The organism is Bacillus sp. 3G2 (genome assembly GCF_044324725.1).
GTDB classification, from domain to species: Bacteria; Bacillota; Bacilli; order Bacillales; family Bacillaceae_G; genus Bacillus_A; species Bacillus_A mobilis.
In genome coordinates this window covers 805,210-825,731 of the sequence record NZ_CP172246.1, presented here as the reverse complement: position 1 = coordinate 825,731, position 20,522 = coordinate 805,210, and the positions used below count along the sequence as shown (strand labels likewise).

Below are 20,522 nucleotides of genomic sequence, written 5' to 3'. Positions count from 1 at the left end.
AAAACGTGACACAGATATTACCTGATGAATATTACAAATGGATTGAAGAACTACAAGAACTAGACTTTGTATTAGTCGAACTTACCCTCTATTTAGATACGCATCCCAACGATACTGCGGCAATAAATCAATTCAACGATTTCTCTTATAAACGAAGAGTATTACAACAAAAAATTGAAGAAAAATACGGGCCGCTTCAACAGTTTGGAAATAGTTATTCTAACGCTCCATGGGAATGGAGCAAAGGACCGTGGCCATGGCAAATATAAAGGAGAGAAACTATGTGGATTTATGAAAAAAAATTACAATATCCAGTTAAAGTGAGTACTTGTAATCCAGCGCTCGCCAAACTATTAGTGGAACAATATGGCGGTGCGGACGGCGAACTGGCTGCTGCTCTTCGCTACTTAAATCAACGCTATACAATTCCTGACAAAGTCGTTGGCTTACTAACCGACATTGGGACAGAAGAATTCGCACATCTAGAAATGATTGCGACAATGATTTATAAGTTAACAAAAGATGCAACACCAGAGCAAATGAAAGCTGCCGGATTAGACGCACAGTACGCTAACCATGATAGTGCCTTATTTTATCATAATGCTGGTGGCGTTCCTTTTACTGCTACTTATATTCAAGCAAAAGGAGACCCTATTGCAGATTTATATGAAGATATTGCTGCTGAAGAAAAGGCAAGAGCAACTTATCAATGGCTCATTGATTTATCTGACGATCCTGACATAAATGACAGCTTACGCTTTTTACGTGAACGAGAAATTGTCCATTCACAACGTTTCCGAGAAGCGGTTGAAATTTTAAAAGAAGAACGCGATCGAAAAATTTATTTTTAATACACGTATCCTAGCGATATGTGTTTTTTTACGTTCAGAGTTAAATCCTTCCTATTAAAGATATAAATAGTATATTTATTCGATTTAATGCATTATTTTTTAATATTTTCAAAATTCCCTATTGCTTTCTAGTCATCAGACCTTTAAAATAGTAACAGTTACTCGACAAATTATTTGAATTTTCGACAAAAACACTCATTAGGAGGATTTTCTTTATATGCGTACAACTTTAAAACCAGCGCAAATACTTTCGATTAGTTTATTACTATTCGCAGTTTTCTTCGGTGCTGGTAATATGATTTTCCCGCCCCTTCTCGGTCTTTCTTCCGGAGAAAATATGTGGATTTCCATTACAGGATTTATTATTACAGACGTCGGTTTATCTTTACTTGCTATCGTCGCTGTTGCCCTTGCCGGTGGTAGTTTTAATACTTTAGCAAGCCGTGTTCATCCAAAATTCGCAGCAATATTCGCTATCATTATTTATCTTTCAATCGGCCCACTATTTGTTATTCCACGAACTGGATCTGTATCTTACGAAATTGGGATTGCACCACTTTTCCCGGACCAATGGTACTCTATGTTAATCTTTAGTGCGATTTTCTTTACAGTCGTCTACTTCTTATCATTAAATCCATCAAAATTAGTAGATCATATTGGAAAAATATTAACGCCAATTTTACTTGGAATTATTGCAATTATGGCAACAAAAGCGATTCTTTCACCAGGAACGTTTGCAGAACCTGTTGGTGACTATAAAGAAATTCCATTCTTCAAAGGATTTCTTGAAGGATTTTTAACGTTAGATGCAATTGGAGCACTTGTATTATCAACGATTGTTGTCAATGCAATTCGCCAAAACGGGATAAAAGAGAAGAAATCGATTGCGAAATATACAATTATTTGCGGAAGCATTGCAGCTCTATTCTTAACAATTGTTTATTTCTTACTCGGTTATATCGGCGCTTCAAACGGCAACTTAGGACAATTTGAAAACGGTGGTCAACTATTAGCTACTGTTATGTACCAATTCTTTGGGACAAGCGGTAATGTTTTATTAAGTATCGCCATTATCTTCGCTTGTTTAACGACAGCAATTGGTGTTGTAAGTGCGTTCGCCAACTATTTCGCAACAGTACTAACAAACGTTTCATATAAGAAGCTTGTACTATACGTTTGTATCTTTAGCTTCGTGATTTCAAACTTAGGATTAAGCTTACTAATAAAAATTACATTACCTGTATTAATCATTTTGTATCCAATTACAATCATTTTAATTTTCGTATCATTTATTGATAAATATACGAAACGTAAACCTTCTGTCTACATCGGAGCAATGATCGCAGCATTCATTATTAGCTGTATTCACGCACTTGATAATGTGGAAATGATACCAAGTTTTATTGCGAATATCGTACACACCATTCCTTTTTACAACCTAGGAATCGGTTGGATTATTCCAGCAATCATCGGTGGTATAATCGGTTACTATATTCCGCAAACAGAAGCTGAAGGTGAAGTTTCTACAAAATAAAGAAAAGAAGCAAGCATGAACTCCATGCTTGCTTCTTTTTATTTTCACATCGTATGCTTAAAAGTAAATAACTCTTCTTTTGATTGCACAGCAGATTGTTCCTCTTCTACAACTTCCTTCTTTACCTCTCCTCCTAACCTTACTTTCATCATCGCCTCTTCTATACTTTTTACAATCATATTTCCTGAAAAAATAGTAAGTCCAAAACATGTAATGGGAACGAGCGGAATCCACGGATTCACTGTTAATGATCTAAAATAGACTCCAATTAAACCTGACCATTCATGCGTGTAAGATTCTATTTCTTCTATCGGTCCTAAAAACTGAACTGTTCCACCAAAGAATATTTCCAGTAATCCTAAGTGCAGTAAAATAGTAAGAGTTTGCGTAAACTGCTGAAAAAATACAAGTATAAACGTCATATAGAGATGCGGGAAAATATGCTTTATAACAATGTGCCTTCTCGATCCACCCAATATGCGCGCAGCTTCAATAAATTCTTCGGTTCTCAATTTACGTACTTCCTTCGCAACATACAGTGCAATAACTGGCGTCACAAGCGTTACAAGTAATAAAACTTGAAACGAAGCCCTTTCAAAGAAGGTTGTTGTTTCCTCTCCACTCCCAAATGCATTTGCAAAATGAAGAAAAAAGTACGCAATCATAACTGTTGGAATAACTGTAAAACTATCAAAGAAAGCCTCGATTTTTGAAAATCCTCTTTTTATGTACGTTCCGAGGACGACACCGAAAAAAACACCTATTACCATTCTAAGTGCCGCAATTAAAATAGAGATACCAATCGTCCACTTTGCGCCTTCAATGACTAAATGTAACAGGTCATACCCTTTCCGGTCGGTCCCAAGTAAAAATTGTAATGAAGGTGAAAACGGTGGTACTTGTGGATTTTCATCCGCATCATATTGCAATGTAACTTGTCTAATATGCCCATCATTCCATATCGTATTTCCGATGCTCAAAAGAACTAATATGAGAAGAAACCCAATGCTTATCCAAAATCTTTTATCGCGTTTTATATACGTCCACATATTATAGTCTCTCCTTCATCGCAGCTGGAATGAGATAATGAAACAATTTAAACACAATAAAAATCGGAATATAAATAAGCAGCACACTAACGATGAAAACTTCAACCCTAATACTCTCATACGATTTCAAAAACATAAAAATACCACCCGTATTAAAAATCCATTCTATAATATATAAATTAGATAACATAAAAAAGATATTTGTTTTCGCAAAGAAAAGTGTACTAAGCAACACATTTCGTAAAACATGACGATTTAAAATATGAAAACGATTTAGCCCTTTCGCCTTAGCAAATAGTACATAATCTTTTTCTAGCTCATTTTCAAAACGAAGCACTAACATTTTTACAAACAGAATCGTAGTCGGTATACTCAAACAAAATATTGGCAATCCTCTAATCGACTCGCCTCCAATTGATGCAATTTGAAAAGGTAAAAAACCTGTTTGTTTAAAAAACCATACAACTAAAATTTGTGATACTAAAATGAGTAGAATATCTGGAATAGATTCTAAGAAGATAAGAAATGATTTAATTCGATGTTGTATACGCGGTGAACTACTCATAATGACATAAACAATACAAAATGCTACAAATAATGAAATGAAAAAAGCCGCCAAAAAAATCACAATCGTTTCTTTATAATGGACGAACAACTGTGGAAATAAAAATTTACCTCTCACATATTGAAAATTGGAGATATCCATTAAGTTCACAAACACTTCTTTTAAACTCTGTATGTACTCTGATGCATGCAGCTCAAATCCGTAAAACAATTTCGGCAATGCCCCTAAACAAATAATACCCAAGATCGAAATAATAAATTGAACCGTCACTTCCATCCCATTCAGAAAAACTTTTTTGACCACGTTTTCCCTTCTCTCTTTATATAATTTACCCCCTAATTTTATTCTTAATTTTCTGAATTGTAAATATACTCACAAAAAAATCACTAGGTTACGATCCTAGTGATTCTTTATGCGCATGCTCTTCTCTTTTCGCAAATGGCATATACAAAATAAAACATCCAATAAGCGCAGCTATTTCTAATGAAATAATATAGTAAGGGTGCGGCCCTAACATATCAAGTAATGAAGCAGTTTCTGGCTTACGAGCTAAAAACATATAATTACCACCTGTTTTGTAGTTCACAAAAGAAACGATTGGAATTATTATGTTTAAAAATATCATCGTACGCTTAATTGATTGCAAGGTCGGTCTATATCCTTCTACCTACGTCATAAAGAGTGGTGCCCAAATGAGTAATACATGTGCAGCGAAGAATTCTATAAAGCGAAAATGCGGAAAAGCATATTGCACGTTCGGCGTTAAAATAGCTTGTGATGCACCAATAATTCCTGTAAAAAATACAATCTCATATATACGGTAACTTTTCGTTACCATCATAATCGACGCTAACAATAAACTAATCGTACATAACTCAAATGGTAATGAAGTGCCTAGTTCAAAAATCCCCGCTTTCCATTCCCACATATGGAGCCCAATTTCACTCCCAACAAATAAAAATGCAATCGCATATCGAACCGTTATATTCCACTCACTTTGACGTAATACATCTTGGTATTGATACAGAAAAAATATCCCCACCAACATAATAAATAATATAAGGACGTGTTGCCTTGAGTATGGAATAAATGGTTTTAATGGATGCGCACTAAAATAAGCTTCCACCTTGCCTCCTCCTCTCCTTCATACAATATTATTGTAAGAATGAAACAACGAGTCAATTCATTTGCTCACACTTAGACAAACTCTACCTTACATTTACATATTCATACCTTACAAAACTGTAAGGTTATTGTAAGCTAAAACGATTTGTCAGATTCTTCACCTCTTTTATACTGAATGTAGATACTAAAACGAACGAAAAGGTGATAAATAGATGAAAAAGAAAAATAAAGTGTTAATTACTAGTGTAGTAGCAATCGGAATTGCAGCTGGATCATACTTTGCATTTGCTGGGGGCGGTTCAGATGTAGCAATGGCATATAGCGGATATAAAGTAACCGAAAAACAAATCCAAAACGCGCAAAAATTTGGCGGTGAAGTCATTCCAAACGGAATTGAAACAATTTCATTTGATCCAACAAAAGGTACGTATGAATTAGCTGTAAAAAAAGGCGATGAAGTGAAAAAGGGTCAGCTTCTATTTAAATACAATGATCCGACTGCGAAACAAGGTGTAACAGAAGCAGAAATGCAAAAGAAAATCGCACAAAAAGAAGTAACCTTGCTCCAAAAACAAATTGATGCAGCGAAACAAAAATTACAAAAAGATAAAAATGCAGGCCTTCCTGCTGAAGCATTAAAAGCATCAGAAGCCGAAGTTGGGCAAGTAGAATCACAACTTGAAATGAAAAAGTTTGAAGTTGAAAAAGCTGATGAAATGATTAAAGCAGCAAAAGAGAAAGTAAACACTCTTTCTGTAACGAGCCCTGCTGATGGCGTAATTGATGATATCGTAAAAATCGCTGATGAAAAAACAGGTATGAGCGGCATTACACTTCGTCATGCTGGTCCATTTAAAGTAAAAGGTCAACTTTCTGAATATGAGCTTGCTAGTATGAAAGTTGGGCAAGAAGTAACTGTTTCATCAAAAACGGTCGCTGGTAAGACTTGGACAGGAAAAGTAACAGAAATCGGTTCTACACCATTAAAGAGCATGGACGAAAACAAAACTGTTTCTAACTATCAATTTACTGTTACATTAGACAACAGTGAAGAATTACAAAACGGCTTCCACGTTTACGTAACAAGTAAATCTGGCGAAGCAACTGGTACAATTGTTCCGAAAAGCAGCATCGTGAAAAAAGGTGACAAAAATGTTGTCTTCGTTGTAAAAGACGGGAAAGCGAAAGAACAAGCGATTACTGTTGAATTCGAGACTGATAGCGAAGCAAAAGTCGCTGGAGTGAAAAAAGGAGAACAAATTATCTCTAAACCGGAAAAAGACTTAAAAGATGGTATGGAGGTTGTCGTTGAATGATTAACTTAAAAGGCATCACGAAATCTTTCCAAAATGGTGCAGAATCCGTACAAATATTACACGGTATTGACGTAACACTGAACCAGGGAGAATTCACTTCTATTATGGGACCATCTGGTTCTGGTAAATCAACATTAATGAACATTATCGGTTGCTTAGATAAACCAACGACAGGTGCGTATGAACTAGCTGGTCAAAATATTTCAAACATGTCTGAAACAGAACTTGCACGCGTTCGTAATAAAGAGATTGGATTCGTATTCCAAAACTTCATGTTATTACCGAGACTTACAGCACTTCAAAATGTAGAGCTACCTCTTATTTACGCTGGAGTTGATAAAAAAGAAAGACGTGAGCGCTCATTAGCCGCTTTAACAAAAGTAGGTTTAGCTGATCGCGCTACTCACTTACCGAACGAATTATCAGGTGGACAAAAACAGCGTGTCGCAGTCGCACGTGCAATCGTAAATAATCCGAAGTTTATTTTAGCCGATGAACCGACGGGTGCACTTGATACGAAAACGAGTACACAAATTATGGACCTCTTTTACGAATTAAACAAACAAGGCTCAACAATCATTATGATTACCCACGATCGTGAAATTGGGGAAGCTGCAGCACGTCAAATTGTAATTCGTGACGGAAATATCGTCCAAGATTGGAGAGGTTAATTTTGAACACGAGTGAAAATATACGCATGGCCCTTTCCTCTATCTTTGCCCACAAAATGCGTTCTATCTTAACGATGCTAGGAATTATTATCGGTATTAGTGCCATTATTACTATCATTTCAATGGGTGATGGCACTAACGCAAAGTTTAAAAAAGAGTTAGGCCAAGGAAAAGATAATGAAGTAACAATTTACTACAACAACCCTGATTATGGAACAGATAGTGCCAAAATCACACCTGATATGCTAAGCCGTCTTCAAACCGTACCAGGCGTTAAAGATGTGTATCCAGATGTAAGTATGAAAGTAAAAGCATCTGCTGGTTCAAAAGATGTAAATCTTGATTTAAAAGGTGGAACAGGCGCCTTTATGACAGATTCGAAAATAAAATTAGTTCACGGTCGTGAATTAAACGACAGCGAATTAAACCAAGCAATCCCTGCTGTTATATTAAATGAAGAAGCTTTCAACAAATTATTTAGTGGTTGGGAATCAAATCAATACACAGATATAAAAGGAAAGCCGTATAAAATAGTCGGTGTATACGAAACGAAAAACGATTTCGGAATGCCTATGCCTGAAGGTTATACGTCACTTGAAAACGCCCCTGTCATTTCAGGAGTAACTGAGTATGATTCTGTAAGATTAACAATGACCTCTCCGACAGATCGTAAAAGTGTAGAAAAACAAGCCGTTTCTGTTTTAAACGAAATGAAGGCTCCTAAATTTGAGCATAAATTCGAAGCACAAGATTTAGGTGAATTTACGAAGCAATTAGACGAATCAATCGGTATGATGAAAATGGTATTCGGTGGTATTGCTGCTATCTCCTTACTTGTTGGTGGTATCGGCGTAATGAACATTATGCTTGTATCTGTAACAGAACGTACACGTGAGATTGGTATTCGTAAAGCACTTGGTGCAACACGCGGTAAAGTATTAACACAATTCTTAATTGAATCTTGTATTTTAACAGGACTTGGTGGTTTCATCGGATTTATGCTTGGTATCTTCTTCGCTTGGATCGTTTCCATCTTTGCCGGATGGCCACTCGTTGTCTCAAAAGAACTTGGACTTCTTGCAGTAGGTATCTCCATGTTAATCGGTATTATATTCGGTCTACTGCCAGCTAACAAAGCTGCAAAACTGGATCCAATTGAATGTTTACGATATGAATAAACAAAAACGTAGGAGCTTACACTCTTACGTTTTTTATTTATCTATTTAATCGTGTTTCTTCTATTATATACGTTTCACGTTATACATACCTTTCACTATTTTAAAGTATTAAAGCTATTATAGAATCCTATTATTGCAAAAATAATATGTGACAGACTAAAATCAAGGCGTAATTTTTTCCATACCTCGACTTATTTTGTAACAATTATAGCGATATTTTATCGATTTTCACCTCATTTATATTTCTCTACAACCAAAATAGTTATTTTTACATAACTACTTTTCTATTCCAACAGCAAAATACGCCATTTTTGTAACGATTAAGAAACATTTTCGTAACGTTACAGAAACATTATTAACAGATTAGAAATTGAAATACTCCTCTTTTTATGTATTGTGTGCCCTAACCTCCCCTATTAACTATAAGAAAGCGCTTTTAGGATATTACTGGAATTATTACAGAATATTAATGACCCGTTACGAATGCTTTGTAGTTTTGTGTTTTCCGCAAATAAGAAAATAATGGTTGCTATAATGAGGTCAACGAAAACAAATGCAATGGAGGCTATTATGAAAAAATTTATGGGTATAGCAACAGCAGCGGTTTTTGGTCTTGGGATTTTCACAACATCTGCTAAAGCAGAAACGATTGTAACAACTGACGTACTAAACGTACGAGAAAACCCAACTACTGAATCACAAGTTGTCGGAAAATTATTAGATGGATATAAAGTTAACGTTTTACATACAGAAAACGGATGGTCAAAAGTGAAATTGAACAGCGGTAAAGAAGCTTTCATTAGCGCTGACTATACAAAAGACACTTACTACGTAACAGCAAACGTATTAAACGTACGTGCTGGTGCAAACACTGACTCAGAAATTCTTGGTAAGTTGAAACAAGACGATGTAATCGAAACAACACACCAAGTACAAAATGACTGGATTCAATTTGAATATAACGGAAAAACAGCGTATGTTCATGTTCCTTACTTAACAGGTAAAGCTCCAGTTAAAGTTCAACCAGCAGTTAAAGTAGAAAAAACAATTAAAGTTCAAGATACAGCTAAAGCAGCGGAAGCAACTAAAGCTCGTGAAGTAGCTGAAACGCAAGCTAAAGCTAAAGTAGTAGAAGCAACTAAAGCTCGTGAAGCAGCGGAAGCTCAAGCAGCGGCTAAGGCTCAGGAGGCAGCTAAAGCTCGTGAAGCAGCTAAGGCTCAAGCAGAAGCTAAAGCTCAGGCAGCAGCTGAAGCTCAAGCAGAAGCTAAGGCCGAGGAAGCAGCTAAAGCTCGTGAAGCAGCTAAAGCTCAAGAAGCAGCTGAAGCTCAAGCAGCGGCTAAAGCTCAAGAGGCAGCTAAAGCTCGTGAAGCAGCTAAGGCTCAAGAAGTAGCTGAAGCTCGTGAAGCAGCTAAAGCTCAAGAGGCAGCTGAAGCTCGTGAAGCGGCTAAAGCTCAAAAACCAGCTACACAACAACCTGTTGCAAAAGAAACTGAAACAAGTGCACCATCATCTTCTCGTGAGTTACAAGTTGTAGCAACAGCTTACACAGCAGATCCACTTGAAAATGGTTATAAAGCAGGTGACCAAGTAAAATCAGCTATGGGTCATAACTTAACAGCTAATCCAAACATGAAACTAATTGCAGTTGATCCAAGTGTCATTCCATTAGGTTCAAAAGTATGGGTTGAAGGTTACGGAGTAGCAATCGCTGGTGATACTGGTGGAGCTATTAAAGGCAATAAAATCGACGTTTTAATGCCAGACAAAGGCACATCAAGTAACTGGGGACGTAAAACAGTTACAGTTAAAGTATTAAACTAGTTAGTTAAAAAGAGTCAGTCTCGTTGAGACTGACTCTTTTTTGGTTCTTACATTCTTTCCCCTTCACTCCCGTCCAATTCTATATACGATAGATTACTATTTCAACAGAAAAAAGAGGATGCCATAGCATCCTCTTCTTGCACTTCCCTATTCCACACAAGTAAACTGCGTCCAAGCTCCTACATAATCTAGTAAGAATAACTCCTCTTCCGCAATTGTACCGACGATATTTTTCCGTTCATCTATCGGCATTTCTTTTAAAATGATTTGCAGTTCACCTTTATACTTTCCAAATAAGTTATTACCAATTACAACTTGCCCTCTTTCCTGTAATACACTTTCGCGTACTGGGAATTCATAGTCTTTGTACTTTTTACGCACTTCTGTAGAACGTACCATATATTCTGTTATGTCGCCGCGTCTTACGTGTAATTCTTGCAGCGTGGCTTTCTTCTCTACTTCAGTCGCTTCGTCTACAAAGTGCACCTTTAGCTGTAACATGTAACGATTTAAGTTTCCTAGTCTCTCTAGCTCTTCTTCACTCGCATAAGCATTTCCGATAATCACATCATCAATAAGCCCTGTTGCCCATAAGTGTTTCGCTTGTACTTCAATCGGTAAGTTACGGTGTTGTTCTAACGTACATAATCCGTCGTTAATATCCCATGGGCCAATGTCAGCTGCATGTGACGTAATAAATGCTGCCGTACGAATACCGTGTTTTTTAAAGCGTTCACTACAGCGAATGAAGTAATCATACGGAAGACCAGTGAACTTTTGCGGATAAAAGTTATGACAACCAATTAAAGCTGGCTTATTCGCCTGGTGCGAAAGAATATTTTCTAAGTATGCAATATCATTACTTACGTTTAGTTCAATTTTTAAGCCATACGGATTATTCGTCATTTTTGCTTCTGTTAATCCGTCAAAACCTAAATCTAAACGAATACCATCTGCACCTAACTCTGCAAAGAATGATAGATCGCTATAGCTAATACCAAGTTGATCGAATACCGCCGGAGCTACATCTAAAATAACTTCCATATTATGATCTTTTGCATGATTAATAATTTCTTTAAATTCAGCTACAATCTCTTCTTTCGGTTGATTCACAGATAATAGACATGTGAATATTCTTGAAAAACCGTGGTGTGCCGCTGCCGAAATATATGCCATATCTTTTTCTTTCGTTGAATGCTCTGGATAAAGTGAAATTCCTAACTTACGCTCCATGCTTTTGCATCTCCTTCACACGTTGTATTAATGCCATGCTCGTAAATCTATATTTTGCAGATAAACATGTTGCACATAAAATCGTTGGTACAATAATTACGTACGGTGATTGTAACCCTAACATTACATAGGCACCCATTGAACTACCGATAAATAAAATTGATACGAGTAGTAACACTAATAAAGATTTACTTTGTACCCATTTTGAATAATGTGCAATACACTGCCCCGCTACGAATGTAATTAAGATGATAATTGCTCCGAGCATTTTTCTTTCTCCTCTCCTGCTACTTGTTGTTTCTCATACATTTTGAAGAATGGATAGTAAATAACGAATGAGATAACAAAGTTAACAAGTACAAGTACACCAGCCATAATTGTCCAGTCCGTACTAATAATCGCTGCAATTGGTGCTAACATCGTAAATGGCAATTTCGCCATCATCATCGGAATCATACCTGAAACAACTGCGAAATATGATACTGTCGTTGTCACTAACGGTGTAATAACGAATGGAATAATTAAAATTGGATTCATTACAATTGGTGCCCCGAAAATAATCGGTTCATTAATATTGAATAAGCCTGGCACGAATGATAATCTACCTAACTCTTTTAGGAACTTAGATTTAGAGAACATAAACATAATAACTAAAGCTAACGTTGAGCCTGATCCACCAATCCATACGAACCATTGAATAAATTGCTCTGTAAATAAGTTTGGTAATTGATGTGCATTTCCTGTAGCTGTGAATACTTCCATATTTTCAAGAATTGCTGAATCCCACATCGGACGAATGATTGGTCCTAAAATCGCAGGGCCATGTATACCGAATGACCAGAAGAACACGATTAAGAATACTGTTAATAAACCGCCGAATAAATTATTTCCTACTAATACTGATTTTAATGGTGCGATTAAATATGTGATTGTTGTATTTACATCAAATTTTAAACCGTAACGAATACCCCAGAATAAAAGAATAACGACTAAAGTTGGAATTAATGCTGCAAACGAATTTGAAACTGCTGGTGGTACACTATCTGGTAATTTAATCGAGATATTATGCTTAATCATAAAATGATAAATTTCTACTGCAATTAAGGCGGTAACAATTGCTCCGAATAAAGATGTTGCACTTAATGTTCCTACTGAAATGTATCTACCTGCATCAATAACACCTGGTACAGCTTTCGTAATTTGAATTGGTTCAACTGATGCTAGTAAAAAGGCGAGTACAGATAACAACCCTGCACTTAACTGATTGAGCTGATAAAAATTCGCGAGTGAAGCTCCTACCCCAAATGCTGCGTATAACGCCATTAAACCTACTGTAAATCGGAATGGAATATCTAAAATATGGCGAAACGGTGCAATCCACTCCATATATGCATCAATTGGTAAATTTAAAAAGATAACGAAAAATGATCCGACAATTGTTAACGGCAATGTAGAAATAACCCCGTTTCGAATTGCTAATAAATGTCGTTGTCCTGCAATTTTTTGCGTTGTTGGCATAATCTTTTGTTCCATAAAACTCATAAAACCATTCATCAATACCCCTCCTCTTTCTCTTTACTATGAAAGAATGAAATAAAGTTATAACATTATAATGTTTATATTTAAAAAAATATCATTATGCTAAAACTAATTGTTCTGCTTGCTTAAGCACTTTCAAACCATCACACATGCCATAATCTCGTTGATTTATAATCGCAACTGGTATATTGTATGAATTTGCAAGAAACTGTACAGCTGGAAATAAATATTTTACTTGTGGACCGATTAAAACGACATCGGCTTCCTTTATTTCAAGTTTCACAAGTTCTGAATCAACCGCCTTAATTTTATAATTCTTACCCTGTTTTTTTGCCTCTTCTTGCATTTTTCTTACGACCATACTCGTTGACATCCCTGCTGCACAACATAATAAAATGTACATCTTATACTGTCACTTTCTCTTCCACTCGTTTATGAAGGGTAATAAATTCTTCAGCCAGTTCTTTCACTGTAATTGCATTCATTAAATGATCTTGTGCATGCACTAACAGTAAACTGATTTCTGCATGATTTCCTCTTGCTTCTTCTTGAATTAAGTCTGTTTGAATGCGATGAGCTGCTGAAATTTCTTCACTAGCAAGTGTCATCTTTTCACTCGCATTCTCAAAATCTCCTTGTCTTGCAAAAGCGATTGCTTCCAGTGACGCGCTTCTCGCGTTGCCGCCATGTAAAATTAACGCAAATGGAGTTTGCATATCAGTCATTTTAAATTCCCCCAAGCTATCTTTTTTCTATATTGTTATCTTATTATGAAAACGCATACAATTAAACATAAAAAACTTCCGTTGTGTAACGGAAGTTTTTACATACTTTTCTTATAACGATAATAATACCTCTTGAAAATCTTCAATTACTTTAGCCTGAGCTAATTTCTCTATCGTGTTTTGACTAGACATAACATCATATAAAAAATCATACAGCTTTTGTAAATCTTCATTATTATTACGCTTTACACTAAATAAAATAATAACTTGTACTTTCTTATCTCCCCAGTCAACCGCTTTATCAAGTGTACAAAACATCAAAAATGTATTCTCACTTAATAACTGCATTGGATGGGGAATCGCAACTAAATTTCCAACTGCTGTAGGAGATGTATTCTCTCTTTCTATAACAGAATCATAAAAGTGTTCTGGTACATAGTTTTTTTCAGCAGCTTTCTCACATAAAAATTGGATAACCTCTTCTTTCGTAGAAGCGCTATGATTTAAAAAGATTAAATCTTCCTTTATATACTGCTGTACACTAGTATTCACATGCGTAAACAACTGCTGACCGATTGACTTAATCTCTTTATCATCAAATATTGAGTTCACTTTTATAACTGGAACAGGCAAGCCACTTGGTATATGAATCGTACTAATAATACAATCTATTTTATCTTTATAAATGTCTTCAACTTTCAACTGATAATAACCTGTAATTCCCACAATCTCTAATTTATCTCGGAACTGTGATAGAATTTTATATTTCAATAGCTGGGCGCTTCCTTGACCAGTCGCACAAACTAATAAACATCTTTTCTTTTGATTCTCTTCCTGTAAACGGCTCATCGCTCCGCCGAAGTGAATCGCAATATAACCAATTTCACTTTCCGGAATCGATTCTCCCGTATATTCACCAATTATATCTCCAACGAGAACCGCAATTTCAAAAGCATACGGATAATTCTTTTTCACTTCTGCCAAAAGAGGATTTCTCGTATTTAACTTATACTTCAAACGATTTAATAACGTTTTTAAATGAACACCAAAACCAAATAATAATTCTTCATCATAATAAAAAATAAGATTCCGTTCTTCCGCTACTTTAAAAAGAATATGTTGCATGAATGCATATAAATCTTTCCCTAATAGCTCTTCCACATTTTCATAACGATCTTTTGCTGTGACAGCAGTACTTAATAAATGCATTGTTACATATAAAACTTCTTCTTCTGGAAATGAAAGATGTAACGCTTTCTCTAAATCTCCTAAAATCTCTTTCGCAATTGTATATTCTTTCTTTATGATAAGCTCAGCTTGCTCTTTATTTAGCCCTTTCATAAAATGTTGATCTTCACAACGCTTTAATGCGATTGCAATATGAATGACTAAATTATCAATTTCTATATCTGATAAATATATCGTCCCTCCCTCGATATACTTTAATATAACCGAACGGATAAGCGGTATATGAGGTAACGATACATATGTATCACTCTGCTCAAATTGCTCATGAAACGGAGTATGGTCATAACGCGGTAAACCATATTGTGATAAACAAGAACGAATATTGAACTCTTCTCCCACAATACGTATACCATAATACGGTCTCTTTTCAATTTGTAATTGATAACGACCACATATATCTGTAACATCTTTCATAATTAAATTTACAGTCGATTTACTCACATAAATCTCCTCTGCTAACTGTGAAAGCTTCACATATCCCTCTGTCGTTAAAATACGTTGCAGAATGTACGCTATTCTTTCTTCATAAGAAGTTGGGATCTTTTCCGTCTGTTTTTGAAATAGACCCACGCAAAACTCTTCAAACTTCTTCGTTTGTATAATTTCTAGTTCGTATCCAGTCCCTCTTTGCGATTCAATTTTCGCCCCGTTTTCTTCCAATATATCATTTAATAATTTTATATCTTTTTGAATCGTCTTCGTTGATACATGTAAACGGCTCGCTAAAAAAGCTCGATTTAACATCGATTTCTCTTCTAAAAATTCCTCTAAAATAGAAACTAATCGCTGATGCACCTTTGTCATAGCTCTTCCTCTCACAATTTATATATAAAAAGGAAAAAGCTGCTGAAGTCAGTAGTTTTTTCCTTTTTTATTTAATCTATTTCTTTAATGTAAACCCGAATTTATCCCATGCTTGTAAATAATCTAATAAGAAAATTTCCTCTTCCACAATTCGGCCAACTACATTTGTTTTTCCTGTATTCACCATATCTTTTAAAGCAATTTGCAGTTCACCTTTATATTGACCATACTGTTCATTATCAATTAAAAGATCACCGCGTTTAATTTCACGTGTATTATGCGGTTTGAACTCTTCTTTCTTATATTTCACACGACTTTGTGTTGAGCGAATCATATATTCAGATACATCTCCGCGGTAAAAATGAGGCTCATCTAATACGATAATTTTTTCTAGTTCCGTTGTTGTATCATATAACCCTATATCAAATGTTTGTTTCTCTTTATTTAATGCACCTAGTGCTTGTAATTCTTCTTCTGACGCATACGCGTTTGCAATAATAACATCATCGATTAATTCTGTCGCAAATAAATGCTTCGCTTGTGTTGTCATCGGTAATTCACGATGCTGCTCTAACGTACATAATCCTTCTGTTACTGGCCAAGGTCCGTATGTTGCATCAAATGATGAAATAAACGCAGCCGTTCTCATACCGTAATCTTTAAATTGTTTCGAGCATTTAATGAAATGATCGTATGATAATCCTGAATAACGATGTGGATAAAAATTATGGCAACCAATTAAATTTTCACGGTTTGGTCTATGGCTCATAATGTTATCTACATATTTCGTACCATTACTCATATTAATTTCAATTTTTAAGCCGTATGGATTGTAAGTCATAATCGATTCTTCTAAACCAGAGAAACCGACATCTAACCGAATACCGTACGCTCCTAGCTCATGGAAGAACGATAAATCATTATATGAAATACCTAATTGTGTAAAGACAGATGGACTAATATCAACTAATACTTGGAACCCTAATGCATTTGCATGCGAGATCGTTTCTTTAAACTCTTCTATAATTTTCTCTTTTTCTCCATCTACAGACAATAAGCATGTGAATACACGATTAAATCCGTATTTACTTGCTAATGTTAAATATTCCTTATCTTTCTCTACTGTTGAATGTTCTGGATAAATAGAAATACCTAATCGTCTCATATGTACACGCCTCTTTCTTCATTGTTTTGTAAACCTTTTCAAATATATGTAGTGAAAAAGTATATATCCCCTTCTCATTCACTACTTTTTGAATCCGCTTTCTTTAAAGAAAAAACAATTTCTATCATTCATAACAACTACAAGTCTATACATCTATACTTTACATCTTTTTTTCATAGTTGTGTAGCTTTTACACAAATTTGTCAGTTTTTCACCTCAAAAATTGTTATACGTTTTCAAGGCACCTTCCTTGACTGTTACATTGACCAATACATATACTCGAAAGAACAGAGATAAAGTGAAACTTTAATCAGTGAGGGGGTTCCTCCCCCACTGATTATTAGTTGAACCAATCGGGCGTTTACGGGCAGCCCCACTCCCACCTAACTTCTTTGCTCCAGCCGGATTTGGAGGTGGGAGTTTTACTGCCCGCAAATAGCGGGGAAATTTTATATAGGGGATGAATATATGGGAGAGGCAATACTCGTAAAACGAGAACCGTTATGGACAAAAGAGTTTGTTGCACTAATTCTAGCAAACTTATGTATGTTTTTAGGATTTCAAATGTTAATTCCTACGTTACCTGTTTATGTGAAAGAAATTGGCGGCACAAGTTCCAATATCGGATTTGTTGTCGGTATGTTTACCGTGGCGGCACTTTTTATTAGACCACTAACTGGAAATGCCTTGCAAAAGTTCAGCAAAAAAATCATTTTAATGATCGGTACTACTATTTGTTTACTTGCTATGGGCAGTTACCTTTTCGCTTCAACCATCTTCCTATTGCTTGCCGTTCGAATTTTACACGGAGCTGGTTTTGGTATTACAACGACTACATATGGAACTGTCGTTTCAGATTTAATTCCGCAAGCTCGCCGCGGTGAAGGTATGGGATATTTCGGCCTTTCTGGAACAATTGCAATGGCGCTCGGTCCACTTATCGGACTTTGGCTGATGCAAACATATAGCTTCACGATTCTTTTTTTATGTGCACTTTCATGTACAATTGTTTCATTAATATTAACGAAACTACTTCAAATCAAAAAATCGCCGCAACCACCGCAACAAACATCTGGTACCTTTCTCGATGGATTTATTGAGCGTAAAGCTTTACTTCCTTCATTATTAATATTATGTATTACATTGATGTACGGAGGAATCGGGAGCTTTATTACATTATTTGCTACGGAAGTCGGCATTGTTGATATAAGCCTCTTCTTCTTATTTAATGCACTTGCAATCGCTGTCACTCGTCCGTTTTCTGGAAAATTATATGATACAAAAGGTCATGCATTCGTTATTATTCCAGGAGTTATTATTACGTTTACAGGGATTATTTTATTGTCGTATACAACTACCATTCCGAGTTTAATTATTGCAGCCGCATGCTACGGAAGTGGTTTTGGAGCAATTCAACCTGCACTACAAGCATGGATGATCGACCGAGTAGCGCCGCACCGACGAGGAGTCGCAACAGCTACATTCTTCTCAGCATTTGACCTTGGAATTGGTGCTGGTGCAATTATATTTGGATTCATTGCACATTTTACAAACTACGCAACTGTATATCGCTATTCCTCCCTGTTACTTATTGCTTTCCTGTTCATTTACATTACAAGTATAAAAAAACAAAAGCATGGAGATAAAAACAGAGAAAAAGCTGCTGGATAATTCAGTAGCTTTTTTATGTGCAAAAGCGGAATGTGAAACAAGAAAAAATTAATACAACCATTTCCCTACATATTTTTTTAACTTTCATCAAAAAATATACGATGAACTCGCAGACGCTTTCCTTCATATTCAACTAAACAATACTATTCTAAAAAGTGTGATTTCTTTACAAAAAACACTGTCTATATAGGTGTTAAACCAATTAAATCCAGCTGTTTCTTTAAAGAATTGTAAACTTTTCATCCCTTTGTAAATTTAGTGTAAATTTTACTAGTAAACCGTTTACAGTACCTCAAGGTTTAGTTAATAATTACAGCGTACATGAAATTTAAGGAGTGGAATGCGTGGAATACAATATTCAAGATATGATCTTCCAGTTCATTGGTGGATTAGGTATTTTCTTATTTGGTATTAAATACATGGGCGATGGATTGCAACAAGCAGCTGGAGATCGTCTTCGCGATATTTTAGATCGCTTTACAACAAACCCACTTATGGGTGTACTAGCAGGTATGTTAGTTACTGTATTAATCCAATCAAGTTCAGGAACAACAGCTTTAACAGTCGGACTTGTAAGTGCCGGATTTATGACATTAAGACAAGCAATTGGTGTTATTATGGGTGCGAACATCGGAACGACAGTTACTGCATTTATTATCGGAATTAAAATCGGAGAATACGCTCTTCCAATTATGGCAGTTGGGGCTATCTTATTATTCTTCTTTAAAAATAAAAAGGTTCATTCTTTAGGTCAAGTTATATTCGGTTTTGGTATGTTATTCTTCGGTTTAGAATTAATGAGTGCAGGTATGAAACCTCTTCGCTCTTTAGAGTCATTCCAAGAGTTAACGGTTAGCATGAGTGATAACCCAATTTTAGGAGTTGTTGTTGGTACAGTCTTCACTTTAATTGTACAAAGTTCAAGTGCAACAATTGGTATTTTGCAAGAACTATTCGGTCAAGGTGCAATCGATTTAAAAGCTGCGCTTCCTGTATTATTCGGTGATAATATCGGTACAACAATTACAGCTGTATTAGCAGCAATTGGTACTTCTATTGCCGCAAGACGTGCAGCATTAGTTCACGTTATCTTTAATATCGTTGGTACAATCATATTTACGATTTTATTAGTACCATTTACAAGCTTAATTCAATATTTCCAAACATCATTAAACTTAAATCCAGAAATGACAATTGCATTTGCACACGGAACATTTAACATAACAAATGCAGTTATTCAATTCCCGTTCATCGCTGTATTAGCATGGATTGTAACGAAACTTATTCGTGGTGAAGATTCTGCTATTGATTTCAAACCACAACATTTAAATCCAATCTTTATTGAGCAATCTCCAGCTATCGCTTTAACAGAAGCTCAAAAAGAAATCATCCGTATGGCGGAGTTCTCATTACATGGATTAAAAGAAGCAAATCAATTTTTAAATACACAAGACAAAAAACACGCTGATATGGCTACTCAATTAGAGGGCGCTATTAACAATTTAGATAAAAAAATTACCGAGTATTTAGTTTTACTATCAGAAAAGCCACTTTCACCAACAGACTCTGAGAAGCATTCTGTTTTAGCAGGTGTCGTTGGAGATATTGAACGTGTCGGTGATCATGTAGAAAACCTTGTAGAACTTGTAGATTTCCAAATTTCAAACCGTGTTTCTCTATCGGATGAAGCACTAGCTGAACTAAATGAAATGCTTGAGTTAACAATTTCAACATTACAAGACGCAGTTGAAGCTTTAACAAACTTCGATACTGAGCTAGCTCAAACTGTTATTGCGAAAGAACGTAAAATCGACCAAATGGAACGTGTTCTTCGTAAACGTCACGTATTACGTCTGAACGAACGTAGCTGTTCAGGTGATGCAAGTATCATCTTCGTCGATATGGTAAGTAACTTAGAGCGTATCGGTGATCACGCTGTAAATATCGCTGATGGTGTTTTAGGTGAACAAGGTAAAATCAATTTAAAACAATCATTATAATAGAAAAGAGACGCTAACGTGAGCGTC

At 35.7% G+C, this 20,522-nt stretch carries 18 protein-coding genes and 1 pseudogene; 9 read left to right on the top strand and 10 right to left on the bottom strand.

Features of this window, described 5'->3' with window-relative positions:
* The first annotated feature begins 5 nt into the window (after window positions 1-5).
* The 3 genes from ACHZK0_RS04195 to brnQ2 all read left to right on the top strand — a co-directional run bounded on the left by ACHZK0_RS04195 (window position 6) and on the right by brnQ2 (window position 2,385).
* A complete protein-coding gene (locus ACHZK0_RS04195; RefSeq protein WP_375807984.1) occupies window positions 6-269 on the top strand; it encodes a spore coat protein CotJB in 264 nt (87 codons plus the stop codon).
* A 12-nt stretch (window positions 270-281) separates the two neighbouring features.
* Window positions 282-851 carry a spore coat protein CotJC gene (gene cotJC, locus ACHZK0_RS04190; RefSeq protein WP_002170510.1) on the top strand — a complete coding sequence of 190 codons (570 nt, stop codon included), beginning with the start codon at window positions 282-284 and terminating at the stop codon, window positions 849-851.
* Window positions 852-1,068: 217 nt separating this feature from the next.
* Window positions 1,069-2,385 (top strand): branched-chain amino acid transport system II carrier protein BrnQ2, encoded by a 1,317-nt coding sequence (gene brnQ2 / locus ACHZK0_RS04185; protein WP_395761186.1) that lies wholly within the window; start codon window positions 1,069-1,071, stop codon window positions 2,383-2,385.
* Window positions 2,386-2,429: 44 nt separating this feature from the next.
* On the opposite strand, the gene ACHZK0_RS04180 is transcribed toward brnQ2, so the two are convergent.
* The 3 genes and pseudogenes from ACHZK0_RS04180 to ACHZK0_RS04170 form a co-directional block, all read right to left on the bottom strand.
* On the bottom strand, window positions 2,430-3,434 hold the full coding sequence (locus ACHZK0_RS04180; RefSeq protein WP_395761185.1) for an ABC transporter permease: 1,005 nt from the start codon (window positions 3,432-3,434) through the stop codon (window positions 2,430-2,432).
* A 1-nt stretch (window position 3,435) separates the two neighbouring features.
* Complete coding sequence (locus tag ACHZK0_RS04175) at window positions 3,436-4,302, bottom strand: ABC transporter permease subunit (RefSeq protein ID WP_395761184.1); 867 nt, start codon at window positions 4,300-4,302, stop codon at window positions 3,436-3,438.
* A gap of 88 nt (window positions 4,303-4,390) precedes the next feature.
* Window positions 4,391-5,125 (bottom strand): annotated as a pseudogene (locus tag ACHZK0_RS04170) (TIGR02206 family membrane protein).
* Window positions 5,126-5,336: 211 nt separating this feature from the next.
* On the opposite strand from ACHZK0_RS04170, the gene ACHZK0_RS04165 reads away from it, so the two are divergent.
* From ACHZK0_RS04165 to entC, 4 genes are all read left to right on the top strand, one after another.
* Window positions 5,337-6,440, top strand: coding sequence for an efflux RND transporter periplasmic adaptor subunit (locus tag ACHZK0_RS04165; RefSeq protein ID WP_395761183.1), 1,104 nt, complete (start codon window positions 5,337-5,339; stop codon window positions 6,438-6,440).
* Complete coding sequence (locus tag ACHZK0_RS04160) at window positions 6,437-7,111, top strand: ABC transporter ATP-binding protein (protein WP_000609098.1); 675 nt, start codon at window positions 6,437-6,439, stop codon at window positions 7,109-7,111. Before ACHZK0_RS04165 ends, ACHZK0_RS04160 begins: the two co-directional genes overlap by 4 nt.
* A gap of 26 nt (window positions 7,112-7,137) precedes the next feature.
* Window positions 7,138-8,289, top strand: coding sequence for an ABC transporter permease (locus tag ACHZK0_RS04155; RefSeq protein ID WP_416351278.1), 1,152 nt, complete (start codon window positions 7,138-7,140; stop codon window positions 8,287-8,289).
* Window positions 8,290-8,736: 447 nt separating this feature from the next.
* Window positions 8,737-10,110, top strand: coding sequence for a cell wall-binding protein EntC (gene entC / locus ACHZK0_RS04150; protein ID WP_270340861.1), 1,374 nt, complete (start codon window positions 8,737-8,739; stop codon window positions 10,108-10,110).
* Between the two features lie 147 nt (window positions 10,111-10,257).
* On the opposite strand, the gene ACHZK0_RS04145 is transcribed toward entC, so the two are convergent.
* The 7 genes from ACHZK0_RS04145 to ACHZK0_RS04115 all read right to left on the bottom strand — a co-directional run bounded on the left by ACHZK0_RS04145 (window position 10,258) and on the right by ACHZK0_RS04115 (window position 16,824).
* Window positions 10,258-11,343 carry a DUF871 domain-containing protein gene (locus tag ACHZK0_RS04145; protein ID WP_395761181.1) on the bottom strand — a complete coding sequence of 362 codons (1,086 nt, stop codon included), beginning with the start codon at window positions 11,341-11,343 and terminating at the stop codon, window positions 10,258-10,260.
* On the bottom strand, window positions 11,333-11,611 hold the full coding sequence (locus ACHZK0_RS04140) for a hypothetical protein (protein ID WP_061680153.1): 279 nt from the start codon (window positions 11,609-11,611) through the stop codon (window positions 11,333-11,335). The genes ACHZK0_RS04145 and ACHZK0_RS04140 overlap by 11 nt, the downstream gene beginning before the upstream one ends.
* Window positions 11,587-12,897, bottom strand: a complete 1,311-nt coding sequence (locus ACHZK0_RS04135) for a PTS sugar transporter subunit IIC (RefSeq protein ID WP_061680154.1) — start codon at window positions 12,895-12,897, stop codon at window positions 11,587-11,589. Before ACHZK0_RS04135 ends, ACHZK0_RS04140 begins: the two co-directional genes overlap by 25 nt.
* An 82-nt stretch (window positions 12,898-12,979) precedes the next feature.
* Window positions 12,980-13,285, bottom strand: coding sequence for a PTS sugar transporter subunit IIB (locus ACHZK0_RS04130; protein WP_395761180.1), 306 nt, complete (start codon window positions 13,283-13,285; stop codon window positions 12,980-12,982).
* 1 nt (window position 13,286) lies between these two features.
* Window positions 13,287-13,607, bottom strand: a complete 321-nt coding sequence (locus tag ACHZK0_RS04125) for a PTS lactose/cellobiose transporter subunit IIA (protein WP_000131338.1) — start codon at window positions 13,605-13,607, stop codon at window positions 13,287-13,289.
* A gap of 111 nt (window positions 13,608-13,718) precedes the next feature.
* A complete protein-coding gene (locus tag ACHZK0_RS04120; protein WP_395761179.1) occupies window positions 13,719-15,659 on the bottom strand; it encodes a BglG family transcription antiterminator in 1,941 nt (646 codons plus the stop codon).
* A 76-nt stretch (window positions 15,660-15,735) separates the two neighbouring features.
* Window positions 15,736-16,824: a DUF871 domain-containing protein gene (locus ACHZK0_RS04115; protein ID WP_061680157.1), complete on the bottom strand. Its 1,089-nt coding sequence runs from the start codon at window positions 16,822-16,824 to the stop codon at window positions 15,736-15,738.
* 468 nt (window positions 16,825-17,292) lie between these two features.
* Here ACHZK0_RS04115 and ACHZK0_RS04110 point away from each other — a divergent pair, with 468 nt between their 5' ends.
* Together ACHZK0_RS04110 and ACHZK0_RS04105 are read left to right on the top strand one after the other, a co-directional pair.
* Window positions 17,293-18,495, top strand: coding sequence for an MFS transporter (locus ACHZK0_RS04110; RefSeq protein ID WP_395761178.1), 1,203 nt, complete (start codon window positions 17,293-17,295; stop codon window positions 18,493-18,495).
* 344 nt (window positions 18,496-18,839) lie between these two features.
* The gene (locus ACHZK0_RS04105; RefSeq protein WP_098585766.1) at window positions 18,840-20,495 is read left to right on the top strand and encodes a Na/Pi cotransporter family protein; all 1,656 of its coding nucleotides are present in this window, start codon (window positions 18,840-18,842) and stop codon (window positions 20,493-20,495) included.
* Window positions 20,496-20,522 lie beyond the last annotated feature (27 nt).